This window comes from Nocardia sp. N2S4-5, from assembly GCF_044628355.1.
Taxonomy (GTDB): Bacteria; Actinomycetota; Actinomycetes; order Mycobacteriales; family Mycobacteriaceae; genus Nocardia; species Nocardia wallacei_B.
In genome coordinates this window covers 2384663-2408973 of the sequence record NZ_JBIUPM010000001.1, presented here as the reverse complement: position 1 = coordinate 2408973, position 24311 = coordinate 2384663, and the positions used below count along the sequence as shown (strand labels likewise).

Annotated in this window: 22 protein-coding genes and 2 pseudogenes; 9 read left to right on the top strand and 15 right to left on the bottom strand. The window is 68.1% G+C overall.

Annotated features, from left to right (window positions below; all coding sequences use genetic code 11):
• Nucleotides 1-112: 112 nt before the first annotated feature.
• Together ACFMRZ_RS10610 and ACFMRZ_RS10605 are read left to right on the top strand one after the other, a co-directional pair.
• Nucleotides 113-1372, top strand: a complete 1260-nt coding sequence (locus ACFMRZ_RS10610) for a diguanylate cyclase domain-containing protein (protein WP_400178972.1) — start codon at nucleotides 113-115, stop codon at nucleotides 1370-1372.
• Between the two features lie 152 nt (nucleotides 1373-1524).
• Nucleotides 1525-1713: pseudogene (locus ACFMRZ_RS10605) on the top strand (SUMF1/EgtB/PvdO family nonheme iron enzyme); the annotation flags it as partial.
• Nucleotides 1714-1738: 25 nt separating this feature from the next.
• Here the strand turns inward: ACFMRZ_RS10605 and ACFMRZ_RS10600 are convergent.
• Nucleotides 1739-2974, bottom strand: coding sequence for a cytochrome P450 (locus ACFMRZ_RS10600; RefSeq protein WP_400178971.1), 1236 nt, complete (start codon nucleotides 2972-2974; stop codon nucleotides 1739-1741).
• 237 nt (nucleotides 2975-3211) lie between these two features.
• On the opposite strand from ACFMRZ_RS10600, the gene ACFMRZ_RS10595 reads away from it, so the two are divergent.
• The 3 genes from ACFMRZ_RS10595 (at nucleotide 3212) to ACFMRZ_RS10585 (ending at nucleotide 5822) form a co-directional block, all read left to right on the top strand.
• Entirely contained in the window at nucleotides 3212-3817 is a 606-nt protein-coding gene (locus tag ACFMRZ_RS10595; RefSeq protein WP_400178969.1) for a TetR/AcrR family transcriptional regulator, read from the top strand.
• 185 nt (nucleotides 3818-4002) lie between these two features.
• Entirely contained in the window at nucleotides 4003-4287 is a 285-nt protein-coding gene (locus ACFMRZ_RS10590; protein ID WP_400178967.1) for an FAD-dependent oxidoreductase, read from the top strand.
• A gap of 137 nt (nucleotides 4288-4424) precedes the next feature.
• Nucleotides 4425-5822 (top strand): FAD-dependent oxidoreductase, encoded by a 1398-nt coding sequence (locus ACFMRZ_RS10585; RefSeq protein WP_400178964.1) that lies wholly within the window; start codon nucleotides 4425-4427, stop codon nucleotides 5820-5822.
• On the opposite strand, the gene ACFMRZ_RS10580 is transcribed toward ACFMRZ_RS10585, so the two are convergent.
• The 9 genes and pseudogenes from ACFMRZ_RS10580 to ACFMRZ_RS10540 form a co-directional block, all read right to left on the bottom strand.
• On the bottom strand, nucleotides 5761-5955 hold the full coding sequence (locus tag ACFMRZ_RS10580; RefSeq protein WP_400178962.1) for a MerR family transcriptional regulator: 195 nt from the start codon (nucleotides 5953-5955) through the stop codon (nucleotides 5761-5763). The genes ACFMRZ_RS10585 and ACFMRZ_RS10580 overlap by 62 nt on opposite strands.
• 56 nt (nucleotides 5956-6011) lie before the next feature.
• A pseudogene (locus tag ACFMRZ_RS10575) lies at nucleotides 6012-7010 on the bottom strand (GNAT family N-acetyltransferase); the annotation flags it as partial.
• Between the two features lie 48 nt (nucleotides 7011-7058).
• Nucleotides 7059-8345, bottom strand: a complete 1287-nt coding sequence (locus tag ACFMRZ_RS10570) for an NtaA/DmoA family FMN-dependent monooxygenase (RefSeq protein WP_400178960.1) — start codon at nucleotides 8343-8345, stop codon at nucleotides 7059-7061.
• A 2-nt stretch (nucleotides 8346-8347) separates the two neighbouring features.
• Entirely contained in the window at nucleotides 8348-9595 is a 1248-nt protein-coding gene (locus ACFMRZ_RS10565) for an acyl-CoA dehydrogenase family protein (RefSeq protein WP_400178959.1), read from the bottom strand.
• A gap of 26 nt (nucleotides 9596-9621) precedes the next feature.
• Nucleotides 9622-10614 carry a hypothetical protein gene (locus tag ACFMRZ_RS10560; protein WP_400178958.1) on the bottom strand — a complete coding sequence of 331 codons (993 nt, stop codon included), beginning with the start codon at nucleotides 10612-10614 and terminating at the stop codon, nucleotides 9622-9624.
• Nucleotides 10611-12347 (bottom strand): ATP-binding cassette domain-containing protein, encoded by a 1737-nt coding sequence (locus ACFMRZ_RS10555; protein WP_400178956.1) that lies wholly within the window; start codon nucleotides 12345-12347, stop codon nucleotides 10611-10613. The genes ACFMRZ_RS10560 and ACFMRZ_RS10555 overlap by 4 nt, the downstream gene beginning before the upstream one ends.
• Entirely contained in the window at nucleotides 12344-13219 is an 876-nt protein-coding gene (locus tag ACFMRZ_RS10550; protein ID WP_400178955.1) for an ABC transporter permease, read from the bottom strand. Before ACFMRZ_RS10550 ends, ACFMRZ_RS10555 begins: the two co-directional genes overlap by 4 nt.
• On the bottom strand, nucleotides 13216-14172 hold the full coding sequence (locus tag ACFMRZ_RS10545; protein WP_400178954.1) for an ABC transporter permease: 957 nt from the start codon (nucleotides 14170-14172) through the stop codon (nucleotides 13216-13218). Before ACFMRZ_RS10545 ends, ACFMRZ_RS10550 begins: the two co-directional genes overlap by 4 nt.
• Nucleotides 14169-15740 (bottom strand): ABC transporter substrate-binding protein, encoded by a 1572-nt coding sequence (locus tag ACFMRZ_RS10540; RefSeq protein ID WP_400178953.1) that lies wholly within the window; start codon nucleotides 15738-15740, stop codon nucleotides 14169-14171. The genes ACFMRZ_RS10545 and ACFMRZ_RS10540 overlap by 4 nt, the downstream gene beginning before the upstream one ends.
• 203 nt (nucleotides 15741-15943) lie before the next feature.
• On the opposite strand from ACFMRZ_RS10540, the gene ACFMRZ_RS10535 reads away from it, so the two are divergent.
• The 3 genes from ACFMRZ_RS10535 to ACFMRZ_RS10525 are packed head-to-tail and all read left to right on the top strand — an operon-like array spanning nucleotide 15944 to nucleotide 18786.
• Entirely contained in the window at nucleotides 15944-17689 is a 1746-nt protein-coding gene (locus ACFMRZ_RS10535; RefSeq protein WP_400178952.1) for a hypothetical protein, read from the top strand.
• A 9-nt stretch (nucleotides 17690-17698) separates the two neighbouring features.
• Complete coding sequence (locus ACFMRZ_RS10530; RefSeq protein ID WP_400178951.1) at nucleotides 17699-18070, top strand: hypothetical protein; 372 nt, start codon at nucleotides 17699-17701, stop codon at nucleotides 18068-18070.
• Between the two features lie 29 nt (nucleotides 18071-18099).
• Nucleotides 18100-18786 carry a zinc ribbon domain-containing protein gene (locus ACFMRZ_RS10525; protein ID WP_400178950.1) on the top strand — a complete coding sequence of 229 codons (687 nt, stop codon included), beginning with the start codon at nucleotides 18100-18102 and terminating at the stop codon, nucleotides 18784-18786.
• Nucleotides 18787-18908: 122 nt separating this feature from the next.
• Here the strand turns inward: ACFMRZ_RS10525 and ACFMRZ_RS10520 are convergent, their stop codons facing one another.
• The 3 genes from ACFMRZ_RS10520 to ACFMRZ_RS10510 form a co-directional block, all read right to left on the bottom strand.
• The gene (locus ACFMRZ_RS10520; RefSeq protein ID WP_400178949.1) at nucleotides 18909-19322 is read right to left on the bottom strand and encodes a hypothetical protein; all 414 of its coding nucleotides are present in this window, start codon (nucleotides 19320-19322) and stop codon (nucleotides 18909-18911) included.
• A 370-nt stretch (nucleotides 19323-19692) separates the two neighbouring features.
• Entirely contained in the window at nucleotides 19693-20370 is a 678-nt protein-coding gene (locus tag ACFMRZ_RS10515) for a response regulator (protein ID WP_400178948.1), read from the bottom strand.
• The gene (locus ACFMRZ_RS10510) at nucleotides 20371-21555 is read right to left on the bottom strand and encodes a sensor histidine kinase (RefSeq protein WP_400178947.1); all 1185 of its coding nucleotides are present in this window, start codon (nucleotides 21553-21555) and stop codon (nucleotides 20371-20373) included. It lies immediately after the preceding gene.
• 228 nt (nucleotides 21556-21783) lie between these two features.
• Here ACFMRZ_RS10510 and ACFMRZ_RS10505 point away from each other — a divergent pair, with 228 nt between their 5' ends.
• The gene (locus ACFMRZ_RS10505; RefSeq protein ID WP_400178946.1) at nucleotides 21784-23286 is read left to right on the top strand and encodes an alpha/beta hydrolase; all 1503 of its coding nucleotides are present in this window, start codon (nucleotides 21784-21786) and stop codon (nucleotides 23284-23286) included.
• On the opposite strand, the gene ACFMRZ_RS10500 is transcribed toward ACFMRZ_RS10505, so the two are convergent.
• Complete coding sequence (locus ACFMRZ_RS10500; RefSeq protein WP_400178945.1) at nucleotides 23283-23477, bottom strand: hypothetical protein; 195 nt, start codon at nucleotides 23475-23477, stop codon at nucleotides 23283-23285. The genes ACFMRZ_RS10505 and ACFMRZ_RS10500 overlap by 4 nt on opposite strands.
• 40 nt (nucleotides 23478-23517) lie before the next feature.
• Nucleotides 23518-24285: a MerR family transcriptional regulator gene (locus ACFMRZ_RS10495; protein ID WP_400178944.1), complete on the bottom strand. Its 768-nt coding sequence runs from the start codon at nucleotides 24283-24285 to the stop codon at nucleotides 23518-23520.
• Nucleotides 24286-24311: the final 26 nt, after the last annotated feature.

Sequence of the window (24311 nt, the reverse complement as noted above, 5' to 3'; positions counted from 1 at the left end):
CGAACCGTTCACCGTACGACTGCCGGTTGCGCGACCAGCGCTTATCGTGTGTGTCTGCACGAGCCCGTCTATGGTCTTTCCGGCGGGGGTATGAGGAGCGGGGACTTCAGCGGTGGACGAACAGCGACGTTCGGAATGGGTCGCCCAGTGGCACGACGCCCTGGGCATCCTCGGCGCGGCCATGCGGCGGCCGCGGTTACCGATGATGTTGGGTCGCTTGGTCGACGAGTTCACCGCGGCGGTGGATGCCGAGCCGTTCGACGGTGCCGCCGGTGCCGGTATCGGGCGCGCGCTGGCTCGGGCGCTGCCGTGGGATCCCGCGGTGCCGGTGTTGTCGGCACCGCTGCTGGCACAGATCGCTGTCGCGGCCCGTCGCCGGGATGGGGCGGTGCGGGCCGCGGGCGTTCTCGCCGCGCTGGCACGCGGATACGAGCAGGCCCGAGCGGCAGCGCCGCCGGAAGACGCCGGTGCCGTGGAGGCGGACCGGGCCGCCGCCGACCGGTTCCGGGTCGTATTCGACAACACCGCGGTCGCGATCGGTATCGCCGACACTCGCGGTGTCCTGATCGACGCGAACCAGTGTCTGGCGGCGATGCTCGGAGCGCCGGTCGAGACGCTGCGGGGGATGCCGGTGCATCATTTCGCGCATCCGGACGATCTCGAAGACATCCATGCGCGGGTGTTCGGTGAACTCGTCGCGGCGCGCAAAGGATCGGTCCGGATCGAGGGCCGGGGCCTCGCACCCGCCGGGGACACCCGATGGGCCGCGTTCACCGTCACCTACGTGCCCGGCGGCGACGGGCAGGACGACTATCTGCTGGCTGTCGGCGAGGATGTCACCGAACGCCGCCTGCTGCAGGACGAACTGCGCTGGCAGGCCCTGCACGACCCGCTCACCGGTTTGCCCAACCGGCGGCATCTGCTCGAACTCCTACACGCAGCCGCGGGTGCGGCGACCGATAACGCTTGTGCGGGATTGTGTTTCGCCGATCTCGACGACTTCAAACAGGTCAACGACACCCACGGTCACCGTGCCGGCGACGAGGTATTGCGCGCGGTCGCCGCCCGGTTGCGCCGGCATCTGCGCCACCACGGCTGCACCCTCGCCCGGTTCGGTGGCGACGAGTTCGTGGTGTTCCTGCCGCCACCGGTCGACGAGGCGCGGCTCGCGGCCATCGCCGCCACCCTGCGGTCCGCGCTGACCGTTCCGGTCGTCATCGACGAACTCCGGATCGCTTTGTCGCTCAGCGTCGGTGCCGTCCTTGCGCCGGTGGCGCACACCGCGGCCGACGCGCTCCTCGACGCGGCGGACCGACGGCTCTACCTCGCCAAGACCCGCCGTCGGCACCGTCTCCAACACGCACCGACCTGACCCTTCGCTCGAAACACGGCAGGCCCGGTCACCATCGAAACATACGCCGGATGTGCCCGATCATGGTGAATATGGTTGGAAGGGAGTGCTATTCGCTGTATCGCAACCTGGGACGCGTCAACTTCGCGTGCTGCGCACCCCGAAACCCGCGCGGCGGGACCGCGCAATCCAGCCTCGACGCCCGGCAACCGCAGTTCGCGATACCACGCAAGGTCATCAAAGGCGGGTCGTTCCTGTGCGCTGACAGTTACTGCCGCCGGTACCGCCCCGCAGCGCGTCGCCCTCAGATGATCGACACCGGTATGAGCCACATCGGATTTCGATGCGTCAGCACCAGCTGAGAAGTTGTCATGGTCGCTTCTCGGCTCAGCGGATGCGCAGTGGCAGGCTGTGATGGCGGCGCACGAAGATGCTGGGCACCCACACCGGCGGGTCATCGTCGATCAGGCTGATGGAGGTGCTGCGTTCCAGCAGCGCCGTGATGGCGATGGTGGCCTCCAGCTTGGCCAGCGCCGAGCCGACGCAGAAGTGGATGCCCTTGCCGAACGCCAGCTGAAAGCGGGCAGCGTTGCGGTCGATATCGACGAGGTCCGGCTCGGTGAACACGGCGGGATCCCGGTTGGCCGCGCCCCACAGCAGCAGCAGGTGGCTCCCGGCGGGCAGCGCCACACCACCGAGTTCGGTGTCGGCGGTGACGTGGCGGTGATGAGCGCGGAACGGGGACTCCAACCGCAGCGCCTCGTCCAGGAACGCCCCGATCCGGTGTGGCTGTTCGCGCAGCAGTCCCGCCAGCTCCGGATCGGTGGCGAGGATGCGTGCCGCGCCGGCGAGCAGTCCCGCGGTGGATTCCCCGCCCGCGCCGACCAACTGCACCAGAATCAATACCCCGGCCTCGTGCGGCAACTCCCCGGCCTCGACCGCGGCGGCCAGGACACCCAGCAGGTCATCGGTCGAGTTCGCCCGCGCCGCAGCGGTTTTCGCCGTGGTCAGCTGTTCGTTCAGATAGGCGGTCAGCTCCGCGGCCGACATGACCACGGTGGCCAGCCGGTCGGCCGCCAGTACCCCGCCCAGCATCTCGGTGCTGTCGTAGGCCCAGTCCAGCAGTTTGGCGACATCGGTGGCGGGTAGGCCGATCGCGGCCGCCACCAGGGCGAGGGGGAGTTTGTCGGCCATGCCGGTGGCCCAGTCGATACGGCCGTCGCGCAGGTGTTCGGCCCACAACTGGTCGACCAGCCCTTCCACGGTCGGCCGCATCGCGCGAATTCGCTTGGACAGCACCGCCGAGACGAGCCTGCGGTGCAGCTTGTGGTCCGGGTCGTCGGCGGTGGCCAGCACATGAACGGCCCGCCTGCCGTGGTCCATATCGAAAACCGCCGCGCCGCCACCGGGCTGCTGGATCAGCGCCGCGGTCAGATTCGAGGAGAACTCCGCGCTGCGCGCCGTCACCTCCGACACCAATTCCCAGGTGGAAATCAGATAGAAATCGGTGCCCGGCACCCGATACACCGGCGCCTGCGTTCGCAGGCGGCGATACATCGGATACGGGTTCTCGAGATATGCCGGATCGAAGATGTCGATCTCGCTCGCCGAGCGCACTGCCATACACACTCTCCCTGCCGGAAACCTGTTGCCGACGCCACGCTCGCAACCCCTGGCACGACTGTCAACAGCCATATCGGGCTGAGACATCGAGAGCCCGCTACCGATCGAGGCATGTGGGTGGCCGGAGAACAAAACTGCCTTGATCTCGGGTTATCGTCCCACATCGGATGAGACATATAATCCGCAGTGTCTCGAGCTGAGACTGTTGATCGGCATTATGCGATTCCGGGAGTTCATATGGCAGACCGACGTACCGATTGGCTCGCCGGTGGCGACCGGCGTTCGATCGCCCGCGAGCGGATCCGCGCCGCCGCCGCGGAACTGTTCGTCGAACGCGGCATCGCCGATGTCGGGCTCGATGAGATCGCCGCCCGCGCCGGATGCTCGCGCGCTACCGTCTACCGCCACGCCGGCGGCAAGGGCGACCTCGTGCGAGCCGTCATCAACACCTCTGCCCGCACCATCGCCGACCGGGTCGCCGCGCACGTCGCGACACTGCACGGTCGCGAGCGCATCGTCGAGGGCATCATCGCCTCGATCCGCGCCATCCGCGCAGACCCCACCCTCGCCCACTGGCTGGCCAACATCCGCGCCGGCGGCGCCGACGAATACCTCTCCACCGCACCCGAACTCGGCCACATCGCCATCGCGCTCACCGCAACCACCCCCGACGAAGAAGCCGCCCGATGGATCGTACGAGTCGTACTCGCACTACTCGCCTGGCCACTTCCCGACCCCGCCGCCGAACGCCACCTGATCGAACGCTTCGTCGCCCCCACCCTCGACTCGCGACCCGAGGCAACCACGCACCCGGTTTCATCCGCCAGGGACATCGATCGTTGAGACCGGGACCAGCGGCACGGGGTCACGACGACCCCCTCCACCACTCTTTCCACGATTGCGGTGTGTGGTTGGGCGCGGTATATATGTGGACATAAGTTAATGATCATTCTCATGACATCCGGGTTCGGACAAGGGGGTTCGTGGCGGGTCGCCATCGCACGCGAACGCGAGGAGACGTCAGTAACATGTCTACGAAACCCTCATGGCCGTCGGCTGCTCCCGGAGTGATCGTCGGTGAACACCGGATCGGGCGGCGCTCGTTTCTGCAGGCGGCGGGCGGCGCGGTGAGTGCGGCCGGGTTGGATGTGATGCTCGGCGCGCCGTCCGCGGCTGCCCGGCCGGGTGGCGGGCGGAATACCGTCGCTGTGTTCGGCGGCGGGGTGGCTGGTCTTACGGTCGCACACGAGCTTGCCGAGCGGGGCTTCTCCGTCACGGTGTACGAGCGAAGGCGCTGGGAGGTAAGGCGATAAGCACGGCGGTGCCCGGCACGGGGCAGTCCGGTCGCCGTGACCTTCCCGGTGAGCACGGCCACCGTGGTTACTTCGGGTTCTATCGGCACCTGCCGGATACCCTGCGCCGCATACCATTTCCGGGTAATCCGCGTGGTGTGTACGACAACCTCACGGTGGTCGATTACGTGATGCTGGCCCGGGACGGTGGTCGATTCGGCCTCGGGGTGCCCGCCGGGATCTCCAATACGTTCGCCGACCTCGACGGGTTTCGGCAGGCTGTCCTCGGATCGCTGCAGGTTCTCATCGACATCCCGCCGCACGAGCAGGCATACCTGGCCGAGCGCATGCTGATGTATTTCACCAGTTGCGACGAACGCCGCTTCGAACAATGGGAGTTCCTCACGTGGTGGGATTACCTGCGTGCCGAGACCAAATCGCTTGACTATCAGCGGCTTTTCGCGGCACAGTCGCAGATCATCGAAGCACTGAAGGCCGAGGTCGGCAGCGCGCGCACCGTCGGCTCGGGCCTCGAGGCGCTGTTCTATTCCGAGCTCGACTATCCCGGTAGCGATGGTCAGCTGAACCGAATCATGAACGCGCCCACCAACGACGCGTGGATAGACCCGTGGGAGCGGTACCTGCGAAGCCAAGGTGTCGAGTTTCGGCTGCCCGCGGAGATCACCGGGCTCGCGGTTGAGGGTAACCGGATCGCCGCTGCCCGCATCAACGGTCCGCGCGGACCGGAAACGATCAGTGCAGACTGGTTCGTTCTCGCCGTGCCGCTCGAGCGCGCTCAGCCGATTGTTTCCACGCCGAACCTGCTGGCCGCGGACCCCGCGCTCGCGAAACTGGCGCAGTTGCAGACGACCTGGTCGGCGGGCATACAGTTCTATCTCGATAGGGAACTCCCCGGTACCGCTGGGCACATCGCCTACATCGACTCGCCCTGGAGGCTGGTATCGATCTCCCAATCACAGTTCTGGCGCGAGGATTTCGCCTCGAACTGGGGGAGTGGCGCCCAGCGGGAGTCCTTCTCCGTGGTGATCTCGGACTGGACCGATACGCCCGGCATGCTGTACGGCAAACCCGCCAAAGACTGCACGCCCCAGCAGATCGCCGAGGAAACGTGGGCGCAGATGAAGACGCACCTCAACGGCGCCGGCGCCCCGATCCTGACCGACGACCTGATCGAGTCGTACTCCCTCGCACATTCCATCGTCGACCCGGGCACCCCGCAGGCTCGCAACGACGAGCCCTTCTTCCTCAATACCGTTGGCTCATGGCACAATCGGCCGACTGCCCGGACCGCGATCCCGAACCTGTTCCTGGCGTCGGACTACGTGCAGGCGCCGAGAAACATCGATTTCGCATCGATGGAGACGGCCAGTGAAGCCGCTCGCCATGCGGTGAACGCCCTGCTCGACGAAGCGGGATCGCGCGAGCATCGCGCGACCCTGTTCGACGGTTACCGGCCGCGGGAAGTGGAGGCATTCAAACGAGCCGACCTCGCCCGCTACCGAGCCGGCCGGCCTCACGTACTCGATCTGGAATAACCCGATACCCACCCGGCGACCGTGCCGTCGGCGGAATAATCCCGGCGTCGGACCAGAACCGGATCGTGCGGGCCGACAATCCGGTACGTCGTGCCAGCTGTCCGATCGTGTACCGCTCGGTGTCGTCGTGCATGGCACCAACCTGCACCTTCCACCCACTGCAAGGTCAAGTCGACATCGGCGGTCAGGTCAGAACCAGGTGGCGCTGAACGGCCGGGCGACGGTGACGAAGAGGTCGTCGGCGGCGTCGATCGCGCCGGGCCGGTGCTCGGTGACGCGACCGGCCGAGGCCAGCTGCCGCCAGGTGGAGCCGCCGAGATAGACGGCGGCCAGCGCCGCGACATCGGTGGTGAGGTCGGCGGGCAGGTCGACGCGGCGGGCGCCGTCGCCCGCGATGCGGTAGGTCCCGGTGTTCGCGGTGAGCAGGTCGTCGTCGACGGTGAGGACGATCGGGTCGGCATCGCGATAGGTGCGGCGGGACAGGGCGACCGGCACATCGACCAGCCGCAGCCAGGTCTCGTCCCGCACCTCCGACACCGTCACCGCGCGTTCGTCGGTCAACAGGTGACGCAGCGGATCGTCCGATGCCACGGCCGACAACACGATCCTGTCGATGATGTCGCCGGCCAGTAGATGCCGGATCAGTCCCGCGTACGACTGCGGTGTGGTGGCGACCAGATCGTCCACGACGACAACGCGTTCGGAACTGCCGCGCGCCCAGCCCGGTGTGTGGAGCGTGTGGTAGCGGGCGAAACCGTCCTCGCTGCCGGGACCTCCGTGCACGACGGCGTAACCGGTTGTGCCGGAGAACAATTCCTGCAGCCGCCACCAGTACGGTGGCCGGTCGATCGCGCCGGGCCACGAAATCGCTGCGTTCGCATAGATTTTCGGCAGCGAATCCCACATCCGGCCGGGATCGAGGAACCGCACCGGTCCGGACGGGGGCACGGTGTCGCGCAGCTGTGCCCGGCGGCGATCGATCTCCACCCGCGCGGCCGAACTCGCCACGCCGTAGCCGAAGCGCTCGTAGATACCGCCCTGGGAAGCGCGCAGGGTGGCGACCGCCTCGCCGCGTGCCGCGAGATCGGCGAGCTGATGGCGGAGCAGAGCGCTCACGACGCCGCGCCGGGTATGGGTCGGCAGCACTCCGATGTGGGTGACGGCCGCGTGCGGAATCCGATCTCCGCCTCCGCGGAGAGCACGGTGATATCGATCGTCATGGCGTAGTCCCCTGGCTCACGTGGTGACAGCCCTTGCCGAGGTCAGATGCCCGCGCAGCGTGGTGGGTTCGTACTCCTCGCGGAACAGTCCGCGCGACCGCAGGAGTGGGACGAGTTCGTCGGCGATCACCTCGAGGCTGTCCACCAGGATGTCGGGTTGCAGGTTGAATCCGTCGCAGGCGTAGCTGTGATACCACTCCTCGATTCGGTCGGCGAGCTGCTCCGGCGTACCGACGAAACCGCCGTGGCCCGAACCGGAATAGCGGGTTTGGCGCAAATATTCGCGCACCGTGGGCCGGGTCTGGCGGATCTGTTCCAAGATGGAATCGCGGAAACCGATGCTGCCGGTGAAGAATTCCGGATCGGCGGGGCCGCGCAGCACCTCGGGCGGGAACGGCTCATCCAGTTCCAAGGCGCCGACGTCGACGCCGATGGCGTGCGAGAGCCACCCCGCCGCGTACCGGCTCGGGCTGGTCTCGTACAACTCGTCGACCCGGCGGCGGGCCTCCTCCTCGGTGGAACCCAGGGTGAGCAGCAGCCCGGGCATGATCGCGACGTCACGGGGGTCACGCCCGGCGCGAGCCGCGCCCCGCTTGACCGTCCGGTAATGCTCGCGCGCGGTCTCCGGGGTGATCTCGGCGGTGAAGACGCCGTCGGCATAACGAGACGCGAGGTCGCGGCCGCCGGGTGACCCGCCGGCCTGGAACAGCACGGGCAGCCCCTGCGGGGAGGCCGGGGCGCGGAACTCGCCGTCGTAGTGAAAATGCTCGCCCTCGTGCCGGATTCGCCGGCCGGTGCCCGCCGCGGACCAGAGTTTCCGCGCCAGGTCGGCGAATTCCGCGGCGCGCTCGTAGCGACGGCTGCGGGCCACCACCCGGTCGAGGCCGAAATTGGCGGCCGAACGGTCGTCGCGGGTGGTCACGAGATTCCAGCCCGCCCGACCGGCCGAGAGATGGTCGAGGGTGAGCAGGCGCGCGGACAGTTCGACCGGATCGTTGAATGTGGTCGAGGCGGTGGCGATCAGCCCGATGTGCTCGGTGGCGCGGGCGACGTGGGCCCAGACGACGGTCGGATCGAGCCGGATCGGGTTGGCGTCGTAGGCGGGGTCGCCGAGAGCGAGTGCGTCGGCCAGGAACACGGCGTCGAGGCGGGCGCGTTCGGCGAGGGTGCCGATCCGCTCCCAGTACTCCGGAGCGAGGAAGTCGTCGGTTCCCAGCAGCGGAGAGCGCCATGCCGACGGAATGTAGCCGTAGACAAGGACATTGAGCCCGAGCAGAACGTGGCCGGAGCGCGTGCCGGACATCGTCACGCCCCCTGGCCCTGTGGCCTCAGGAACGCGTTCGATCCTCCCGGCGGGGGTGTGCCGTTGACGTAGTAGTCGCCGAGCACGCGTTCCTTGAAGACCCGCGGGTTGTGCGAAGCGAGTGTGCGCGCGTTGCGCCAGTGCCGGTCCAGGCCCGCGGAGATCGCGGTCGCGGAGGCGCCGAGGGCGTCGAAGACGGTGCCGGTGACCTCGAGTGCGGCCTCGATGACGACGGTTTGCGCTTCGTGGGTGCGCACCGTGGCCTCTACCAGCGCGGCGTCCTGGTCCCCACCCTCGAAGCGGGCGAGGGCGACGGCGTCCAGGGTCGCCGATTGCTTCTCGAGGGCAGCGTCGGCGGCGAACACCCGGGTGGCGAGCAACCCGATCCGCTGCTGCAGCAGAACGTCCTGTGCCGGAACATCATTCGTGCCCAGCGGATAGTTCCTGGTGCGCTTGCCCAGCGCCGCGGCACCGTCACGGAACGCCGACCGCGCGATGCCGGTCAGCACCGCCAGCAATGCCGTCTGATAGAAGAGACCCTGGTAGGCGAAGCGCTCCTCGGCGGGGAAGAGGCCGTGCTCGTCGACGACGGCGTCCCGGTATCGTGCCGATCCGCTGGCGGTGGTCTGCTGTCCGAAACCCTCCCAGTCGTCGACCAGCGTGACGCCGGGCTGCTCCCGTGCGACGAGTGCGGTGATCAACCGGTCGTCCTGGTCGCGGCCGATGACGTCGAGCCAGTCGGCGTACAAACTGCCGGTGGCGTAGTACTTGTCGCCGCTGAGGCGCGTGACGCCGTCGGCGGTGCTGATCCGGGTGCCGATGTCGGTGAACCGGGCATTGTTGGCCTCGGTCCAACCGCCGCCGACGAATTCGCCGCGCCGGAAACGCTCCAGCCAGACCTCGGTGGCCGGGTGCTCGGGGGAGTTCAGCCGATCTTCGACGAAGGCGAGATGGTTGCGAAAGACATGCGCGACATTGGGATCCGCGGACCCGAGCTCGGCGAGCAGGAGGAACAGCTGCCGCAGGCTCGCGCCGTCGCCGCCGTGTTCGCGCGGTACCCGCAGCCGGGAGAAGCCGGCGTCCACCAGCCAGCGGACCTGGTCGTACGGGAATTCCCGGGCGCGCTCGCGGGCGGGGTTGCCCGCGGCGATCCGGTCGAACAGGGGCCGGTAGGTGGCGGTGAGCGCGGCGTAGTCGGCGTCGGGGCGGGTCAGCAGCGATCGCAGATCGGCTGATGCGGGTGCTGCCATCGGGTGGTCCCTTCGGGTCGGGTCGGTCAGCGGTAGGCGGCCGGTGTGGGAGCGGGGAATGCGGGCTCGGCGGTCGGCAACGGGTCCGCGGGCGCGGCGAGGCCGAGCGCGTCCCGCAGGGTGATCCGGTCGCCGTTCGCCCGATCGGGACGGCCGATCAGATCGACGGTGGTGCGCAGCAGTCGTTCGGCGGACCGGCCGGGCGGCAGGGGATCCGCGGTGCGCAGCAGGATCCCGTCGGCCCCGGCGGCGAGCAGGTGCGCCGCGTCGCCGGGCGCGTCGGCGGAGACCTCGACCAGCGTACGAGGACCGTGAGCCGTTGCGGCGGTGGCGATCTCGGGACGGTGAAGTCCACCGAGCACGACGAGATCGGCGAGGTCCGCGGGTCGGTCCGCGCCGGTCGGGTCGGTGCTGTACCAGCCGAGCACCGGCGCGCCCTGCACCGAGGCCGGAATGCTCATCGGCCCCGCCGTGGTGGCGGCGCCACGGTGGTCGACCCGGCGAATCCGGTGGGACCGCACCAGGATTCCGGACTTCTTGTCGCCGACGATGCTGTCCCGCGGCCAGCTGTGCCACAGTTCGGTCAGCGCGCGGGCGGTGTCGGCGGCGGTCTCGGGGCCCAGCGCGGCCCGGTGCCCGAGCCCGGCTCCGCTCCACGCGTCCGGGGTGCGTCCGCGTGGATCGTGCGTGCCGAGCAGGAGTCCGGCCCGGCCCCGGCTGAGCTGGTCCAGCGACAGCACGCGGCGGGCGAGGTTGTAGGGCAGGTCGATGTGCGCGGCGGCGGCCACCACCACCGCGGGCCCGCCCGTCGCGGCGAGCGCGGTGGCCAGCAGGCTGGGATCGAGATCGCCGGCGGGTGCGCTGGGGTCGGGCACACCGAGCCGATCGATCCCGATCACCGCGAAGACGGCTGGATGGCGTCGCCAGGCCGCCAGCAATGTCGGGTCGGTGAGGATCGCGGACGCCTCGGCGGTGGTGGGCGCGGGCACGACGAGCGGGTGGGCGCCGGGAACTGTCATGGGACCTGTGCCTTTCCACGGCCGAGATCGGCGGCGAGCAGTGCCTTGGTCGCGGCGGAACGCGTGCTGTGGGTGAGATCGTCGGTATCGAACTCGTCGGCGAGCTTGCCGTCGGCGAGCACCCCGATCCGGTCGCTGACCCACTCCACGAGCCCGAGCCCGTGGCCGATGAATACGCAGGTGAGCTGGAGCCGCGCGCGCAGTTCCAGCAACAGGTCGATGATCTCGGCCTGGGTCGACACGTCCAGGGAGGAGGTCGGTTCGTCCAGGATCAGCAGTTCCGGCTCGAGGGCCAGTGCCCGTGCGATGCAGACGCGCTGGGCCTGCCCGCCGGAGAGTTCGTGGGGGTGGCGCTCGGCGAATGCCGCTGGGAGGCCGACCAATTCGAGCGACCGCGCTACCGCCTCCGCCGCCGTTCGGCGGTCCCGTCCGTACCGGCGCAGCGGTCGCGCGATCTGTTCACCCACGCGCACACTGGGATTGAGGGAGCCGACCGGATCCTGGAACACGTACTGCAATCGCGCGCGCAGCGGCCGTAGGGCCGCCGGTGACGCGCCGGCGATGCGATGGCCGTCGAAGACCACCGTGCCCTCGGTCGCGGGCAACAGCCCGCCCATCACCCGCCCCAGGGTCGATTTGCCGGACCCGGACGGCCCGATCAACCCGTAGACCTCGCCGCGCCGCACCGCGATCGAGACGTCGGTCAGCGCTGGAACCTCCCGTTTCGGCAGCCCGGTGCCCAGCCCGCCCACGCTGAAGCGCTTCGACACCGACTCGAGTACCAGCAGCGGCTCGGTGGCGATCGGCGGTGGAGCCCAATCATGCTGTGCTGGTGCGGTTTCGGCGGACAGTCGCCGTGGCCCGGTCCGGTTCGAGAGAGCGGCCCGTTTACCGAGCCGCGGCACCGCCGCGAGCAGCCGCCGGGTGTAGGGGTGTTCCGGCGCGGTGAGCACGGCTTCCCGAGTCCCCTGCTCCACGACCCGGCCGCCGGAGAGCACGACCACGCTGTCGGCCATATGCGCGACGACATCGAAATCGTGGGTGATCAGCAACAGCGACGACCCCGTCGCGCGCACGACATCGTGCAGCAGATCCAGGATCTGGCGCTGCACCACGGTGTCGAGCGCCGTGGTGGGTTCGTCGGCGATGAGCAGGGCCGGTTCGCCGAGCGCCGCCAGCGCGATCGCCACCCGCTGCCGCATGCCGCCGCTCAGCTGGTGCGGGTAGGAGGCCAGCACCCGTTGCGGGGCATCGAATCCCACCCGCTCCAGCCACGCGGCCGCTAGTTCTCGTCGCGCACTGCGGGATTCACCCGGCCGGTGCCGGACGATCACCTCGTCCAGTTGCGCGGCGATCCGGTGCGCGGGATCCAATGCGCCCAGCGAATTCTGGAACACCATGCCGATGCCGGTGCCGCGATACGCCGCCCGTCTGCGCTCCGCGAGCGGAACGAGGTCGACCGGTTCCCCGGTGCGCCCGTGGAACCGGACGGTGCCCGCGGTGACCTTCGCCGCCCGCGGCAGCAGGCCGATGATCGCGGCGGCGGTGAGGCTCTTACCGGATCCGGACTCTCCGACCAGCGTGAGAACCTCGCCGGAGCGCAACGCGAAGGAGACCCCGGAGACCGTGGGGGCGTCGAGATCGTCACGGGGAAAAGCGATATCGAGCCCGTCGACCTCCAGCACGGTGGTGGCCGTCGGGCCGGCGACGGTGTCGGGTTCGGTGAGGGTCATCGGCCGGCCCGCCCGAGACGCGGGCTCCACAGGTCGTGCAACCCGTCGCCGAGCCAGTTGCAGGCCAGGGCCACCACCATGACCGTCAGCCCGGGAATCACGGCCACGTACATGTGCCCGGACAACACCACTTTCGCGCCGGAGGCGATCATCTGCCCCCAGTCGGGCGTGGGTGGCTGCACGCCGATACCCACCGCGCTCAGACTCGCGGAGAACACCACCATGGTGGCCACCAGACCCGTCGCGTAGACGACGATCGCACCGGCCACGTTCGGCAGCACTTCGCGCACCATCAGCGTCGCACGCGTGGCGCCCAAGGCGATCGCGGCTTCCACGTACTCCCGGCCGGTGTGCTGTTTGACCTCGGTGAACACCACGCGGGTGACGTACGGGACGACGGCGAAGACGATGGCGACCACCACGACCGCGGGACCCGGGCTCAGCACCGCGGCCAGCGCGACGGCGACCAGGATAACGGGAAAGGCGAACAGCATGTCGACGATCCGCATCACCACGCCGCTCACCCGCGGGCCGGAGAAGCCGGCGAACAGCGCGGCGGTCGAGCCGAGCACCGTCGCCGTGGCCACCGCGGCGGCGGCGAGCAGCAGGGAGGTGCGGCCGCCCCAGAGCAGCCGGCTGAGCAGATCACGGCCCAGCTCGTCCGTGCCGAGCAGATGCCCGGCGCTGCCGGGGGACAGGAACTTCGCGGCCGGATCGGTGGCGAGCGGATCGTAGGGAGCCAGCACCGGGGCGAGCAGTGATACCACCACCACCGAACCGATCAGGACGGCCCCGATCACCAGTTGCGCACCGTATCGCCGTCCGCCGCGGCGCTGGGACCGCGCGGTGCGCGGGGTGAGAGCGAATGTCATCGGGCACCACGCAATTTCGGATCGAGCGAGTCGACGATCACATCGGTGATCAGGTTGACCAGCAGGTAGCACAGCGCCACCAGTACTATCCCGCCCTGGATCACCGGATAGTCCTTGCCGTTCACGGCATTGACCAGCTGGGTGCCGATACCGGGCCAGTTGAAGACGATCTCGACGAAGAAGACGCCGGCGATCAGGGTGCCGATCTCGAGACCGGTGATGTTGACGATGCTGGGCAGAATATTGCGAACGACGTTCTTGCCGTAGATCGTTCGCAGCGGGACGCCCTGCGACCGGAACGTGCGGACGTAATCGGTGACCGTCTCCCGGATGACACCGATCCGCACGAATCGAGCCAGCACCAGCATGGAGATCAGCGCCGCCGACACCGCGGGCAGCACCAGATGCTGTACCAGATCCGGGAATCCGCCGCCGCCGCGCGAGCGCATCCCGCTGACCGGGAACCACCCCAGGTGCAGTGCGAACACGCTGATGAGGACGAGGCCGAACCAATAGACCGACAGATTGCTGCCGATCTGGACCAGCAGCATGACGCCACGATCGATCCAGGTGCCGTGGAAGAAGCCGGCCAGCATGCCGATCAGGGAGCCGAGCACCACGCACACCAGGGTGCCGGCCGCCGTGAGGATCAGGGTGTTGCGGAACGGCGGGATCAGCATGTCGAACACCGGTGTGCCCAGCGCCAGCGACAATCCGCCGCCGTCGGCGAACAGGTTCTTCACCCAGACGAAATACTGTTCCCACAGCGGCAGATTCAGCCCGTAGGTGGCGCGTAACTCGTCGAGCTGCGCGGGGGTGTAGCGCGAGGCGAACTGGGATTCGACCGGGTCGCCGGGGGTGAGCACGCCGAGCAGGAACGCCAGCACGGAGACCAGTATCAGGATCGGCACCATGTTCAGCAGCCGGAAACCGATGTGGCGCAACAGCTTCATCGTGAATCCGTAAGCCGGACCGGGGCCAGGTCGTACCAGTTCGTGGCAGGGAAGACGAAGCCCTCGACGTTCGGGCCGGTGGCGTAGAAGCGGTTCTGGTTGACCACGGGGATCACCAGGGCATTACCGCGGAACTGCTGTTCGGCCCGGCGCCACAACCCGATTCGCGCATTCGCGTCGGAGGTGTGCAGCGCGGTCCGGATCGCCGCGGTGACGTCCGGGTACCGGGCGGGATCGAGGCCGCGGTTCTGTAAACCGTTGTAGGCGTTGTGCAGCCACTCCGCGTCGGTCTCGCCGAACTCGTCGATGCTCAGTCCGTCGCCGGGCTGCGGGCTGTAGATGCGGGCCGAGTAGTTGACCCGGTCCAAGCTGACGATGTCCAGCTCGACCCCGATCTTCTTCAGACTCGCCTGCAACCACTGGGCCAGATTGTTGTTCGCCACGTCGATGACCAGGTTGAAGCGTAGCTGTCCCGGCCCGAACCCGGCCTCCGCCAGCAACTTTCGGGCCAGATCCGGGTCGTACGGGAAATCCCGGACGGCCGGATCATAGGCCTCGTTGCCGGGCGGGAGGATCGAGTACTGCGGGGTCGCGTAACCGTTGTAGACCTCCCGCGCCAGCGCTTCCCGGTCGATGCCGTGGGTCAGGGCACGGCGGACCCGGTCGTCGCCGAACACGGGATTGCGGAGGTTGAAGGTGAAGTACATGACCTCGGCGCCGGTGCCGCGCGGCACCCGGAATCCGGCGTCCTCGAGGGGGCGCACGTCGTCGGGTGGCACATAGCTGATCAGGTCGACTTCGCCGTTGCGCAGCGAGGCGACGCGGGTCTGGTTGTTCGGGATGATCCGGAAGGTCAGCGTGTCCGGGTTCGGTCGCTGCGCCCAGTATTTCTCATAGCGCTGCAATACGATTCGGTCGCCGATCGCCCGGGAGACGAAGCGGTACGGCCCGGTGCCCTCCGGATGGTCGGCGAATCCGTTGTTGCCGTACTTCTCCCACACCGCCGGATTGCCGATGGCGAGGGTATACATCGACTGCGCCAGAATCCGCGGGAATCCGAGGAACGGCTCGGCGAATTCGAAGGTGTAGGAATGGTCGCCGGTCGGGTGCGCCGCGCGCAGGGTGTCGAACCACACCTTGACCCGGCCCGCGCCCTCCTGGTCGAAGAACTCGTAGTTGCGGTCCCAGACCCGGCGCACATTCTTGTCCAGCGCCGCCGCGTCGAACGGGCTGCCGTCGTGGAAGGTGACGCCCTGGCGCAGCCGGAAGTTCCACACGCGGCCGTCCGGGCTGTGGTCCCAGTCGGTGGCCAGCACCGGCACCAGTCCCGAGGTGCCTGTCGTCGCGGTGAGGTCCTCGCCGACCAGCGGCTCGAAGATGTGGCGGGAGACACGGTAGGTCTCCCAATACACCTGCCGGTGCGGATCGAGGCCGCGCGGTTCCAAATACAGGCCGGTGATGAATTCACCGCCCGACCCGCCGCCGTTTCCGCCGGATGTGCACCCGGTGAGCAGCACCAGCGCCGCGAGCCCGGCCGCGATCACCGCGATCCCTTTGTTTCTACGCACGGGTTTGCACACTCTCCTCGACCGGTATCGCCCCTCCGGCCGAGTACCATAACCTCGCCGGCGAGCGGTATCACGGCATCGAATCAGCGTGATTCGTTCTCTCTCCGCAACATTCGCGTCCGCCCCGCACTCGATCGGGAGATGGCAGGCTTCCGATACTCGATCAGATTCCCCCTTCCCCTAACGTGCCGGGTGCCGGCCGGGTGATTTCCGGCCGCAGGGCCGGGACTTCCGGAGCCAGGCGCCGGGACTTTCGCCCTCTACCATGCGGTAAGCCGGACGACCGTGGCTGTTCGGCCGCTACTCTGGGGGAACTGTTGAGGTGCAGGGGAACTCGCAGCAATTGCCGGTCTTTCGAACTTTCGAGGGGTGCGCTGATGCGCTGTCCGAGATGCCATTACGAGAATCCCGACGGTTACGCCTATTGCGGCGGCTGCGGGCGCAAACCTTCCGATATCACTGCGGCGCGGCCGGAGCCCGAGACGGCTGAAAGGAATGTGGAGGCGACGAGATACCTTTGTGCGGCAATGCATTTCGATAGTGCGCTGGCGCGGATCGTGGTCGAGAACGTGTTGGAGGAGCCCCGCCGCGCCGTGGCGCAGTCACCGGCCGTCGATCTGGACGCGGTGTGCCGCCACGCGGTGGCGGCGCGGCGGCGCCACACCGTGCGCGACATCGCGCTCGCGGGGCTGCTGATCGGGTTCATCGTCTATACGGTCGTGGGCCCCGGGCTGTCACTGGGTTTGGGCGTGGTGTTCGAGCTCTTCGACGCGGTCTTGGGTGGAGTGGTGTATCTGGCGGTACTGGGCTGGGGCATCGTGTTCGCCGAAGGCTATCTGGCGCGGTGGGGTGCTACGGCAAGCAGCTTGCGGCACAAAGCATTCGGATCTGCCGGCACCCCACCTGTGCGTGGCGCCCTGGCTCGCGGCCAGATGCCGCACGTATCGCGCAATGCCGACGGCAACATCACGATCTATCAGGGCTACAACCCGTTCCTGGGCCACGGCTGGAGTGTGCGCGGCTGGTCGTTCGCCATCGACATCACCAAGCCCGGCCGTGCCGACGACCCGGTGGACACGTTCACCGTCGCCGACCTGTACCAGCGACTGAACAAGTCGATCACCGACCTGGATGTCCCCGGGATCCGGGTCTACGACCGGCTGTTCGTCAACGGCGCCGACGCCCACCACGACGACCGGTTCGTGCCCGACCCCGAGGACTGCCCGGTGGATTCGATCGACGAAGCCACCATGACAGCACTTATGGCGCATCCCGAAGACCACGCGCGCCCGTACCTGGCGACCGAAATCATCGGCTGGAACGGCGAATTCGTGTGGTCGGCGTTCATCCGCCTGGTGATCTCCGATACCTCGCTGTTCGTCGAGGTCAACTACTGTGTCCTGCCACCGCTGCGCGAGATCTACCACGAAATCGACGATCTGCTGCTGCGGCCGGCGCTGAAGCCGGTGCTGCGGCTGATGTGGGGCAGCCTGCGCGCACTGCCGCGGCTGGCTCTGCGATGCATCCCGAACTCTCTGCACTATGTGTTGGGGCCGTGGCGTTTCCGGCGCAAGCTGCGCCGCCAGCTCGACGAGATCGAGCAGTCGTTTACCTTCGACCACGGGGCTGTCATCAGCATCCGGGAAGCCGCCAGCGACCTGCGCCGCCACAAAGGGCAGCTTTCCTTGGGATACCAGCGGCACTTCCAACTCCTCGACGAACAGATGTACACGAAGACGGTGGAGAAGCGAGTCATCGACACCCTCGGCGACTACCTCGCCGAACACAACATCGCTACCGCGGAGCTGCGCCGTCGGGCCGAACAGATCGTGAATTCGAACGTCTCCATCGGCGGTGATGTGAACCTCGTGAACTCGGCTATCGGCGGCCAATCGGCGGTCGTGAGCATGGCGGCCACTCACAGCGGCCGTAAACCCACGGAGTCCTAGGAGGATTCGATGAACACCAACGACGGAGTCCACATCGACGGCGACGTAACCGCAACCGGCTCGGTGATCGCGGGCCGCGACGGATCGGTAATCGCGCACAACACGGTCTCCCACACCGCGGCACCGGCCACACTCGATGACCTACGCGCCGGGCTCACCGAATTGCTGGCTCAGGTCCGTGCATCGGAGAACCTCGAGGACCGCGAGACGATCGTGACCACCATCGAGCATGCGGCCGAAGAAGCGGGGAAACCACGGCCCGAACGGCGTCTGCTGGCTGCATTTCTCGACGTGATCGGGGACGCGGTCGCCGGACTCGGCGCCGCCTCCGAACTCGCCGGCGCCCTGCGCACAGCGGTCGACACCGTGTTCGGCAGCTGACAGCACTGCGAGCGGACGGGGGAGCGCCGATGCCGACCTGCTGGAACTGCGGACACGAACTCACCGGCTCACGGCAGCGCCATTGCACCGCCTGCGGTTCACCGCTGTGCTGGCACTGCGGCCACGCCGTCGACGACCTCGATCGCCGATACTGCACCGACTGTGGTTCGCTCCTGCCACGCACCGCACCACCGGGCAAGACGCCGCGGCGGCGCCGGACCGCACGGCTACCCACCGCGGCCCTGGTACCGGCAATACTCGCCCTCCTCGTCCTGGCCGTGGTCACCGGCGCGATCCTCGCGCGACATAAGTCCGGCTCGCAGCCCACGGCAGATGTCGATCGCCCGGCGAGCACGACGATCTGGCGCTACCCCTCCAGCATCCGACCGCAGCCGGTGACCACCACTCTCACGTCCATCACTCCCGCCCTGTCGGGTCCCGCCGCGGTGGTGTGGAACTACTTCGACGCAGCGAACCGCCACGACTACCTGGCCGCATGGAACCTCGGCGGCCACAACCTCGACACCAGCTACGAGCACTTCGCCGCCGGATTCGCCACCACCGCCCGCGACAAGATCACCATCGGCACTGTCACCGGCAACCAGGTCGACGTGATTCTCGAAGCCACCCAGACCGACGGCAGCCACCGCGGCTACACCGGCTATTACCTCGTAGACAACGGCGAAATCGTCGGTGCCCGTATGAGTGAACAGTAGGGACGCGGCACCCGGGTTGGTGTCGTAGATCTTTCAGTGTGGTGGGTTGTGCCGAATGTGTCGGTGCCACAGCGCATTCTGGTCCGACACATCTCAGGTAAGGCACCGTGCGCGGGTCACGGCTAAGGAACGGCGATTTCGATGTCAGCGACTGGAAGATGCGGGCGGTCTGTCGTGAGAGACAGGACTACCCTGCCGGGACCGGTCGGCAAATCGAGTTCCTGCGATCCCGTCTGGAATGTCGCATTGCCTCGCACCACACTTGTAAAGGATCCGGTCTCACCGCTGTCCAGGTTGCGCCAACCCACCGTGACGCCGACCGTGCACGGCTGACCGAATGTGGGTGTCCAGAGGACGAATTCGACGTTGCCGCCCAGCACTCCATTGCGGTTGTAAGGCGTCGATACGTAGCTGTTGACCTGACCCAGGCAAATACTGCCTACGGTCATGAGGTTGGCGAAGTTCGCCGATGTTGCCGAGGCTTGCCCGGCCGCACCGACACTCAGCGTGGTGACCGTGGCGAGTGCCATCACCACACCCACTACCTTCCTCCGAATATGCATCTACTTCCCTTCTGTGCGCGATCGCCTTTTCGGTCTCTGTCGCGGTCGCATAGGTGTGGTGGTTGAGCTGTTCCCGTGACGCCGGAAGGCCAGACATCCCCTCCCTCCAGCAATCGTGATTGCTTACGTACCTGCCCACGCATCGGTATTGCGTACAACCAAGTTGGCCGGACTCCGGAGGCAAGGCGCACCCGGTGGGCGGTGCTGCCGATGATCCGGCGGTCATCACCTCTTCGCCACCACGCGGGGATGAACGCAGCGCATAGCCGAGTTCGTCGATCGGGTCGCCGCGCAGGGTCGAATCGGCCCGGCGGTGTCGCGCGGGGTTACCCGGCCGCCTGGGTCATTGTTCTGCGTCGCGGACCAAGAGCGCGATCTGTACCCGATTGTCGACGCCCAGCTTGGTGAACAGATTGCCGGTGTGCGCCTTGACGGTGGCGACGGTGACCTGCAACCGCGCGGCGATCTCCGGGTTGGCCAGTCCGTCCGCGATGGCCCGCGCGGTGTCGAGTTCGCGTTCGGACAGGGCGGCCAGCCGTTTCCGCGCGGCGAGGCGGGAGGCGCTGCGGGCTTCGGCGGAACCCGGTCCGGTGGCCGCGGCGATCACCCGCGCCGTGACCGTGGGGGACAGCACGGGGTTGCCGGCCGCGACGGTGCGCACGGCGTCGGCGATCCGGGCGGGCGGGGTGTCCTTGAGGACGAAGCCGAGTGCCCCGGCGCGCAGGGCGCCGAGTACCAGCTCGTCGGAGTCGAAGGTGGTCAGCATGAGCACCGCCGGCGCGGCCGGTGCGGCGCGGAGATACCGGGTGGTGTCGACACCGTCGCGGCCGGGCATCCGCACATCCATCAGCACGACGTCCGGGCGCTGTTCTTCCACCACCGTGATCGCGGCGTCCCCGTCGGCGGCCTCCGCGACGACGGTCAGATCCGGCTCGCCGTCGATGACAAGTCGTAGCGCCATCCGCACCAGCTGGTCGTCGTCGACGATGACGACGCGCACCGGCTCCTGTTCATTGTGCACTCATGCTCTTTTCTCGTAATCGCGCTCCGCCCAAGGGAGTTGCGCGGTGAGAACGTACCCGTTGTCGGATGTGCGATGGTGGTCCAGGGTTCCGCCGGCGAGGGTGATTCGTTCGGCGAGGCCGAGGAGACCGAAGCCCGAGACCGGTGGCCGGGCAACGGCGGTGGCGGCCGCCGAATTGCGGACGCTGACGTGCAACTCGCCGCCGGGCGTCCCGTCGACGGTGATGTGGACCCTTGCGGCCGGGGCATGTTTCGCGGCGTTGGTCAGCCCTTCCTGAACTACCCGATAGCCGGTCCGTCCTATGGTCTCGGGTGGGGTCGCGGTCACCGTGGTGGCGAGCGTGACGTCCAGGCCCGACGACCGGGCGTCGGCCACCAGCTCCGGGATCCGGTCCAGGGTGGGTTGCGGTGGTTCGGTGCGGTCGGGGTCGGCGCGGAGGACGCCGAGGACGTCGCGGAGTTCTTCCAGCGCTTGGCGGGAGCCCTCGGCGATACCGCGGACCAGCGTGCGCTTCTCCTCGGCGGAGAGGTCGTCACGGTGGTCCAGGACGCCGGCTTGCATGGCGACCAGCGAGATCCGATGCGCGAGCACATCGTGCATCTCGCGGGCGATCCGGTTGCGTTCCATGGCCCGTGCCTGTGCCGCCCGGGCGGCCTGTTCGCGTTCCGCGCTGTCGGCGCGGTCCCGCAGCGACCGCACTTCGGCGCGGCGGGCGTCGATGGCCACACCGGTTGCCACCGCGATCCCCGCGCTCAATACCGGCAGCGCGAGTTGCAACCAGACCGGTGCGGGCAGCGTGCCCTTCGGGTAGAAGTCTTCGGTGAACTGCGCCGCGGTCACATACGCCACGACGACCACCCCGATCTCGACGGGACGGCGGCGAGTGGCCAGCGAACACAGTGCCAGCAGCGCGGCACCGGTGGCGAGCGCCGACGCGGCCGAAGCGACCGCGACCACCAGGGCGACGGTGAACGGAAACCGCCGCCGCCACAACAGCACCGTCAGGCAGCCGAGTGCGATCAGTGGATCACCGATGACGAACCAGGAACACGTGTCGGCCGCGCAGCCCGCCGGCAGCGCTGCGGCGACGGAGATCCACAGGGGTATGCCGATTGTCGTGGCCGCCGCCAGCCGCCAGGCCTGCTGCCATGCCCCGAGTCGTGCGGCGCCGTCGGTGTTCACCCGGCCATTATCGCGACACCGATCGGCCGGAAGCAGCAGCCCAGCGGCTGAGGTGCGCTCGACCCGGGTCGAATCGCCGCCTCGACTTTCGTCGAACACGATTGCCGCCGTCGGAGCGATGTGCGGGTGAAGCGGGCCCGACAGACTCGTTCGTGTACCAGCCGGCCACGAGCCTCCAGCGGACGGTGTGCTCGTGGTCGGCGCCAGTTCGTCGGGGAGTAGCAGCGTATGAATCGACAACGGATCCGGAATCTGAGCCTGCCGACCGTGCTCTGTCTTACCGGAGTTCTTATCTGGGCGTCCACCACGGCCGCGGAGGCCGACGGTCCTGCGGTACAGGTGCGGTGGGGCGCGTGTCCGGAGGGGGTCGAAGATCCTGCGGCCGGGCCGGCCCAATTGCAGTGCGCCACAGTGCCGGTGCCCTTGAATTACCGCGAGCCCGAGGGCGCGCGGATCGAGATCATGATCTCCCGGCTGGCGAGTAAGACCCCGGACAAGCGTCGCGGAGTGCTGTTGCTCAACCCCGGCGGCCCGGGTGGTGCGGGATTGGACCAGCCCAAGTTCCTGGCTGCTCAGGGGCTGCCGGCCGATGTGCTGGACAGCTACGATGTGATCGGTATCGATACCCGCGGTGTGGGGCATTCTGCGCCGGTGAGCTGCGGGTTCACCGATGATCAGGCGTACTTCGGCAATATCCCGCCCTATGCGGTGAACGATGCGGCGGTCACCGAGCAGGCCACGGTCGCCCAGGGGGTCGCCGAGCAGTGCGCGGCCAACGACCACGAGGGCCGGTTGCGGTCCCTGTCCACGGCGAATATGGCCCGTGACCTCGACCGGATCCGGGCTGCGCTGGGTGAGGACAAGGCCAGCTACCTCGGGTACTCCTACGGCACCGCGCTGGGCGCCGCCTACGCGTCGATGTTCCCGCAGCAGGCCGACCGCATCGTGCTCGACAGCAATATCGGCGACACCTACCTCGACCACGACGGGATGCGCCTGTACGGCCTCGGAATGGAAGAGACGTTCCCCGACTTCGCCGAATGGACCGCCGCCCGCCACGACACCTACGGTCTCGGCCGCACACCGGACGAGGTGCGCCGGACGTACCTCGCCCTCGCCGAGCGACTCGACGCGAACCCGGTGGACGGGTTGGACGGCAGCCTCTTCCGGTTCGGCGCCTTCTTCACGCTCTATCGCCCGGCGTTGTACGCGTCGACGGCCGAGAGCTGGAAATCGCTGCTCGAAACCGGACATCCCGGGCCTGCGGGCGGCCGCCCGCAGGGTACCGGCGCGCCTTCGCCGAACGATAACGGCTGGTCGGTCTTTCTGGCGGTGACCTGCAACGATGTCGAATGGCCCGAGGACCTCCAGACCTATCGCCGTGCCGTCGCCGAGGACCGGGAGCGGTACCCGCTCTACGGCGCGGCCGCCGCGAACGTCATGCCCTGCGCCTACTGGAAACTCGGGCCGTCCGAGCCACCGGTGCGGATCGACAACACCGGCCCGGCCGATGTGCTGATCGTGCAGAACCAGCGTGACCCGGTCACCCCGCTACGCGGCGGCGAACTGCTCGACGAGAAGTTCGGTCAGCGGTCCCGGTTGGTCACCGTCGACGGGAGTGGGCACGGGGTCTATGTTCTCGGCACCAACCTCTGCGCATCCGGCGTGGTCACCGGCTACCTGGTGAATGGCACTATGCCAGAACACGATATGACCTGCGGGGCGGGCTAATCCGTCTCCGCGGTCGCCTTGCGGAGACGGATATAAGTGAACGCTCCCAGCACTAGGGCCGCAACCGCCAATGACGGCAGCAGCCGACCCGGCGCTATCCCGAGTGCGGCGAGGATTCCGTAGAGGGCGACGGCCAGCGCTGTCGGCAGTGCTGCGGCGACGGCGATTCGGCGCCGAGTTCGGTGATTCATGATGCTTGCCTTTCAGTGCCGATCGGTGGGTCAGGAAGAGTCAGGTGGGACTGTCGCGTGCGTGATCGAGGAACTCGGCCAGTTCCGGCCACCGATCGGACGCCGCAGCGGGATCGCCGGACAAGGCGGCCGGATCTTCTCGCCAGGCATCGCGCACGCCGGCCGAGATATCGGCACGGTCGCCGGAAAAAATCGCGCTCAACTCGTCCATCCGCCGCACCAGCCGCTGAACCCGCTCGTCCCCGGGGCTGACTCCGGTGCGGCGCAACCGGTCGGCCCGGCGGTACAGCTCCGGCCATTCGATCTCGAGCAGGTAGTGTCCGGCCGGCCCCATGGCCGCTGCCCGGGCGCCGAGTTGGCGAACCTGCTCAGCGTCCAGATGCCGCCGCAATACGTGCTCGCCATCCGGACCTGCGCCACCGATCGCTCGCAGCGCGTCCAGCAATGTCGTGGGCGCCGGACCACCCGAGGTCGTCAGTTCGTCACCGAGCCGAACCAGCCGCTGCCGCACGGCGTCGAGCGCGGCGAGAGATGCTTCGACACCGCGCAAATGGTCCCGCACAACTCGCGCCGGGTCGACCCCGACATCCAGACAGGTGGCGATCGTCTGCAAACTCAGTCCCAAGCTGCGCAGCGCCAGCACTTGATACAACCGAACGAGGTCCGCCTCGGTGTACTCACGGTGACCGCTCGCCGTACGCCGAGAAGGTGTGAGCAGTCCGATCTCGTCCCAGTGGTGCAGAGTCCGCACCGTCACTCCGCTTGCCTCCGCAAGCGGACCCACCTTCCAACCCTCCGAGCCGGCCATTGCACCACCATGCACCCTCACGCCGC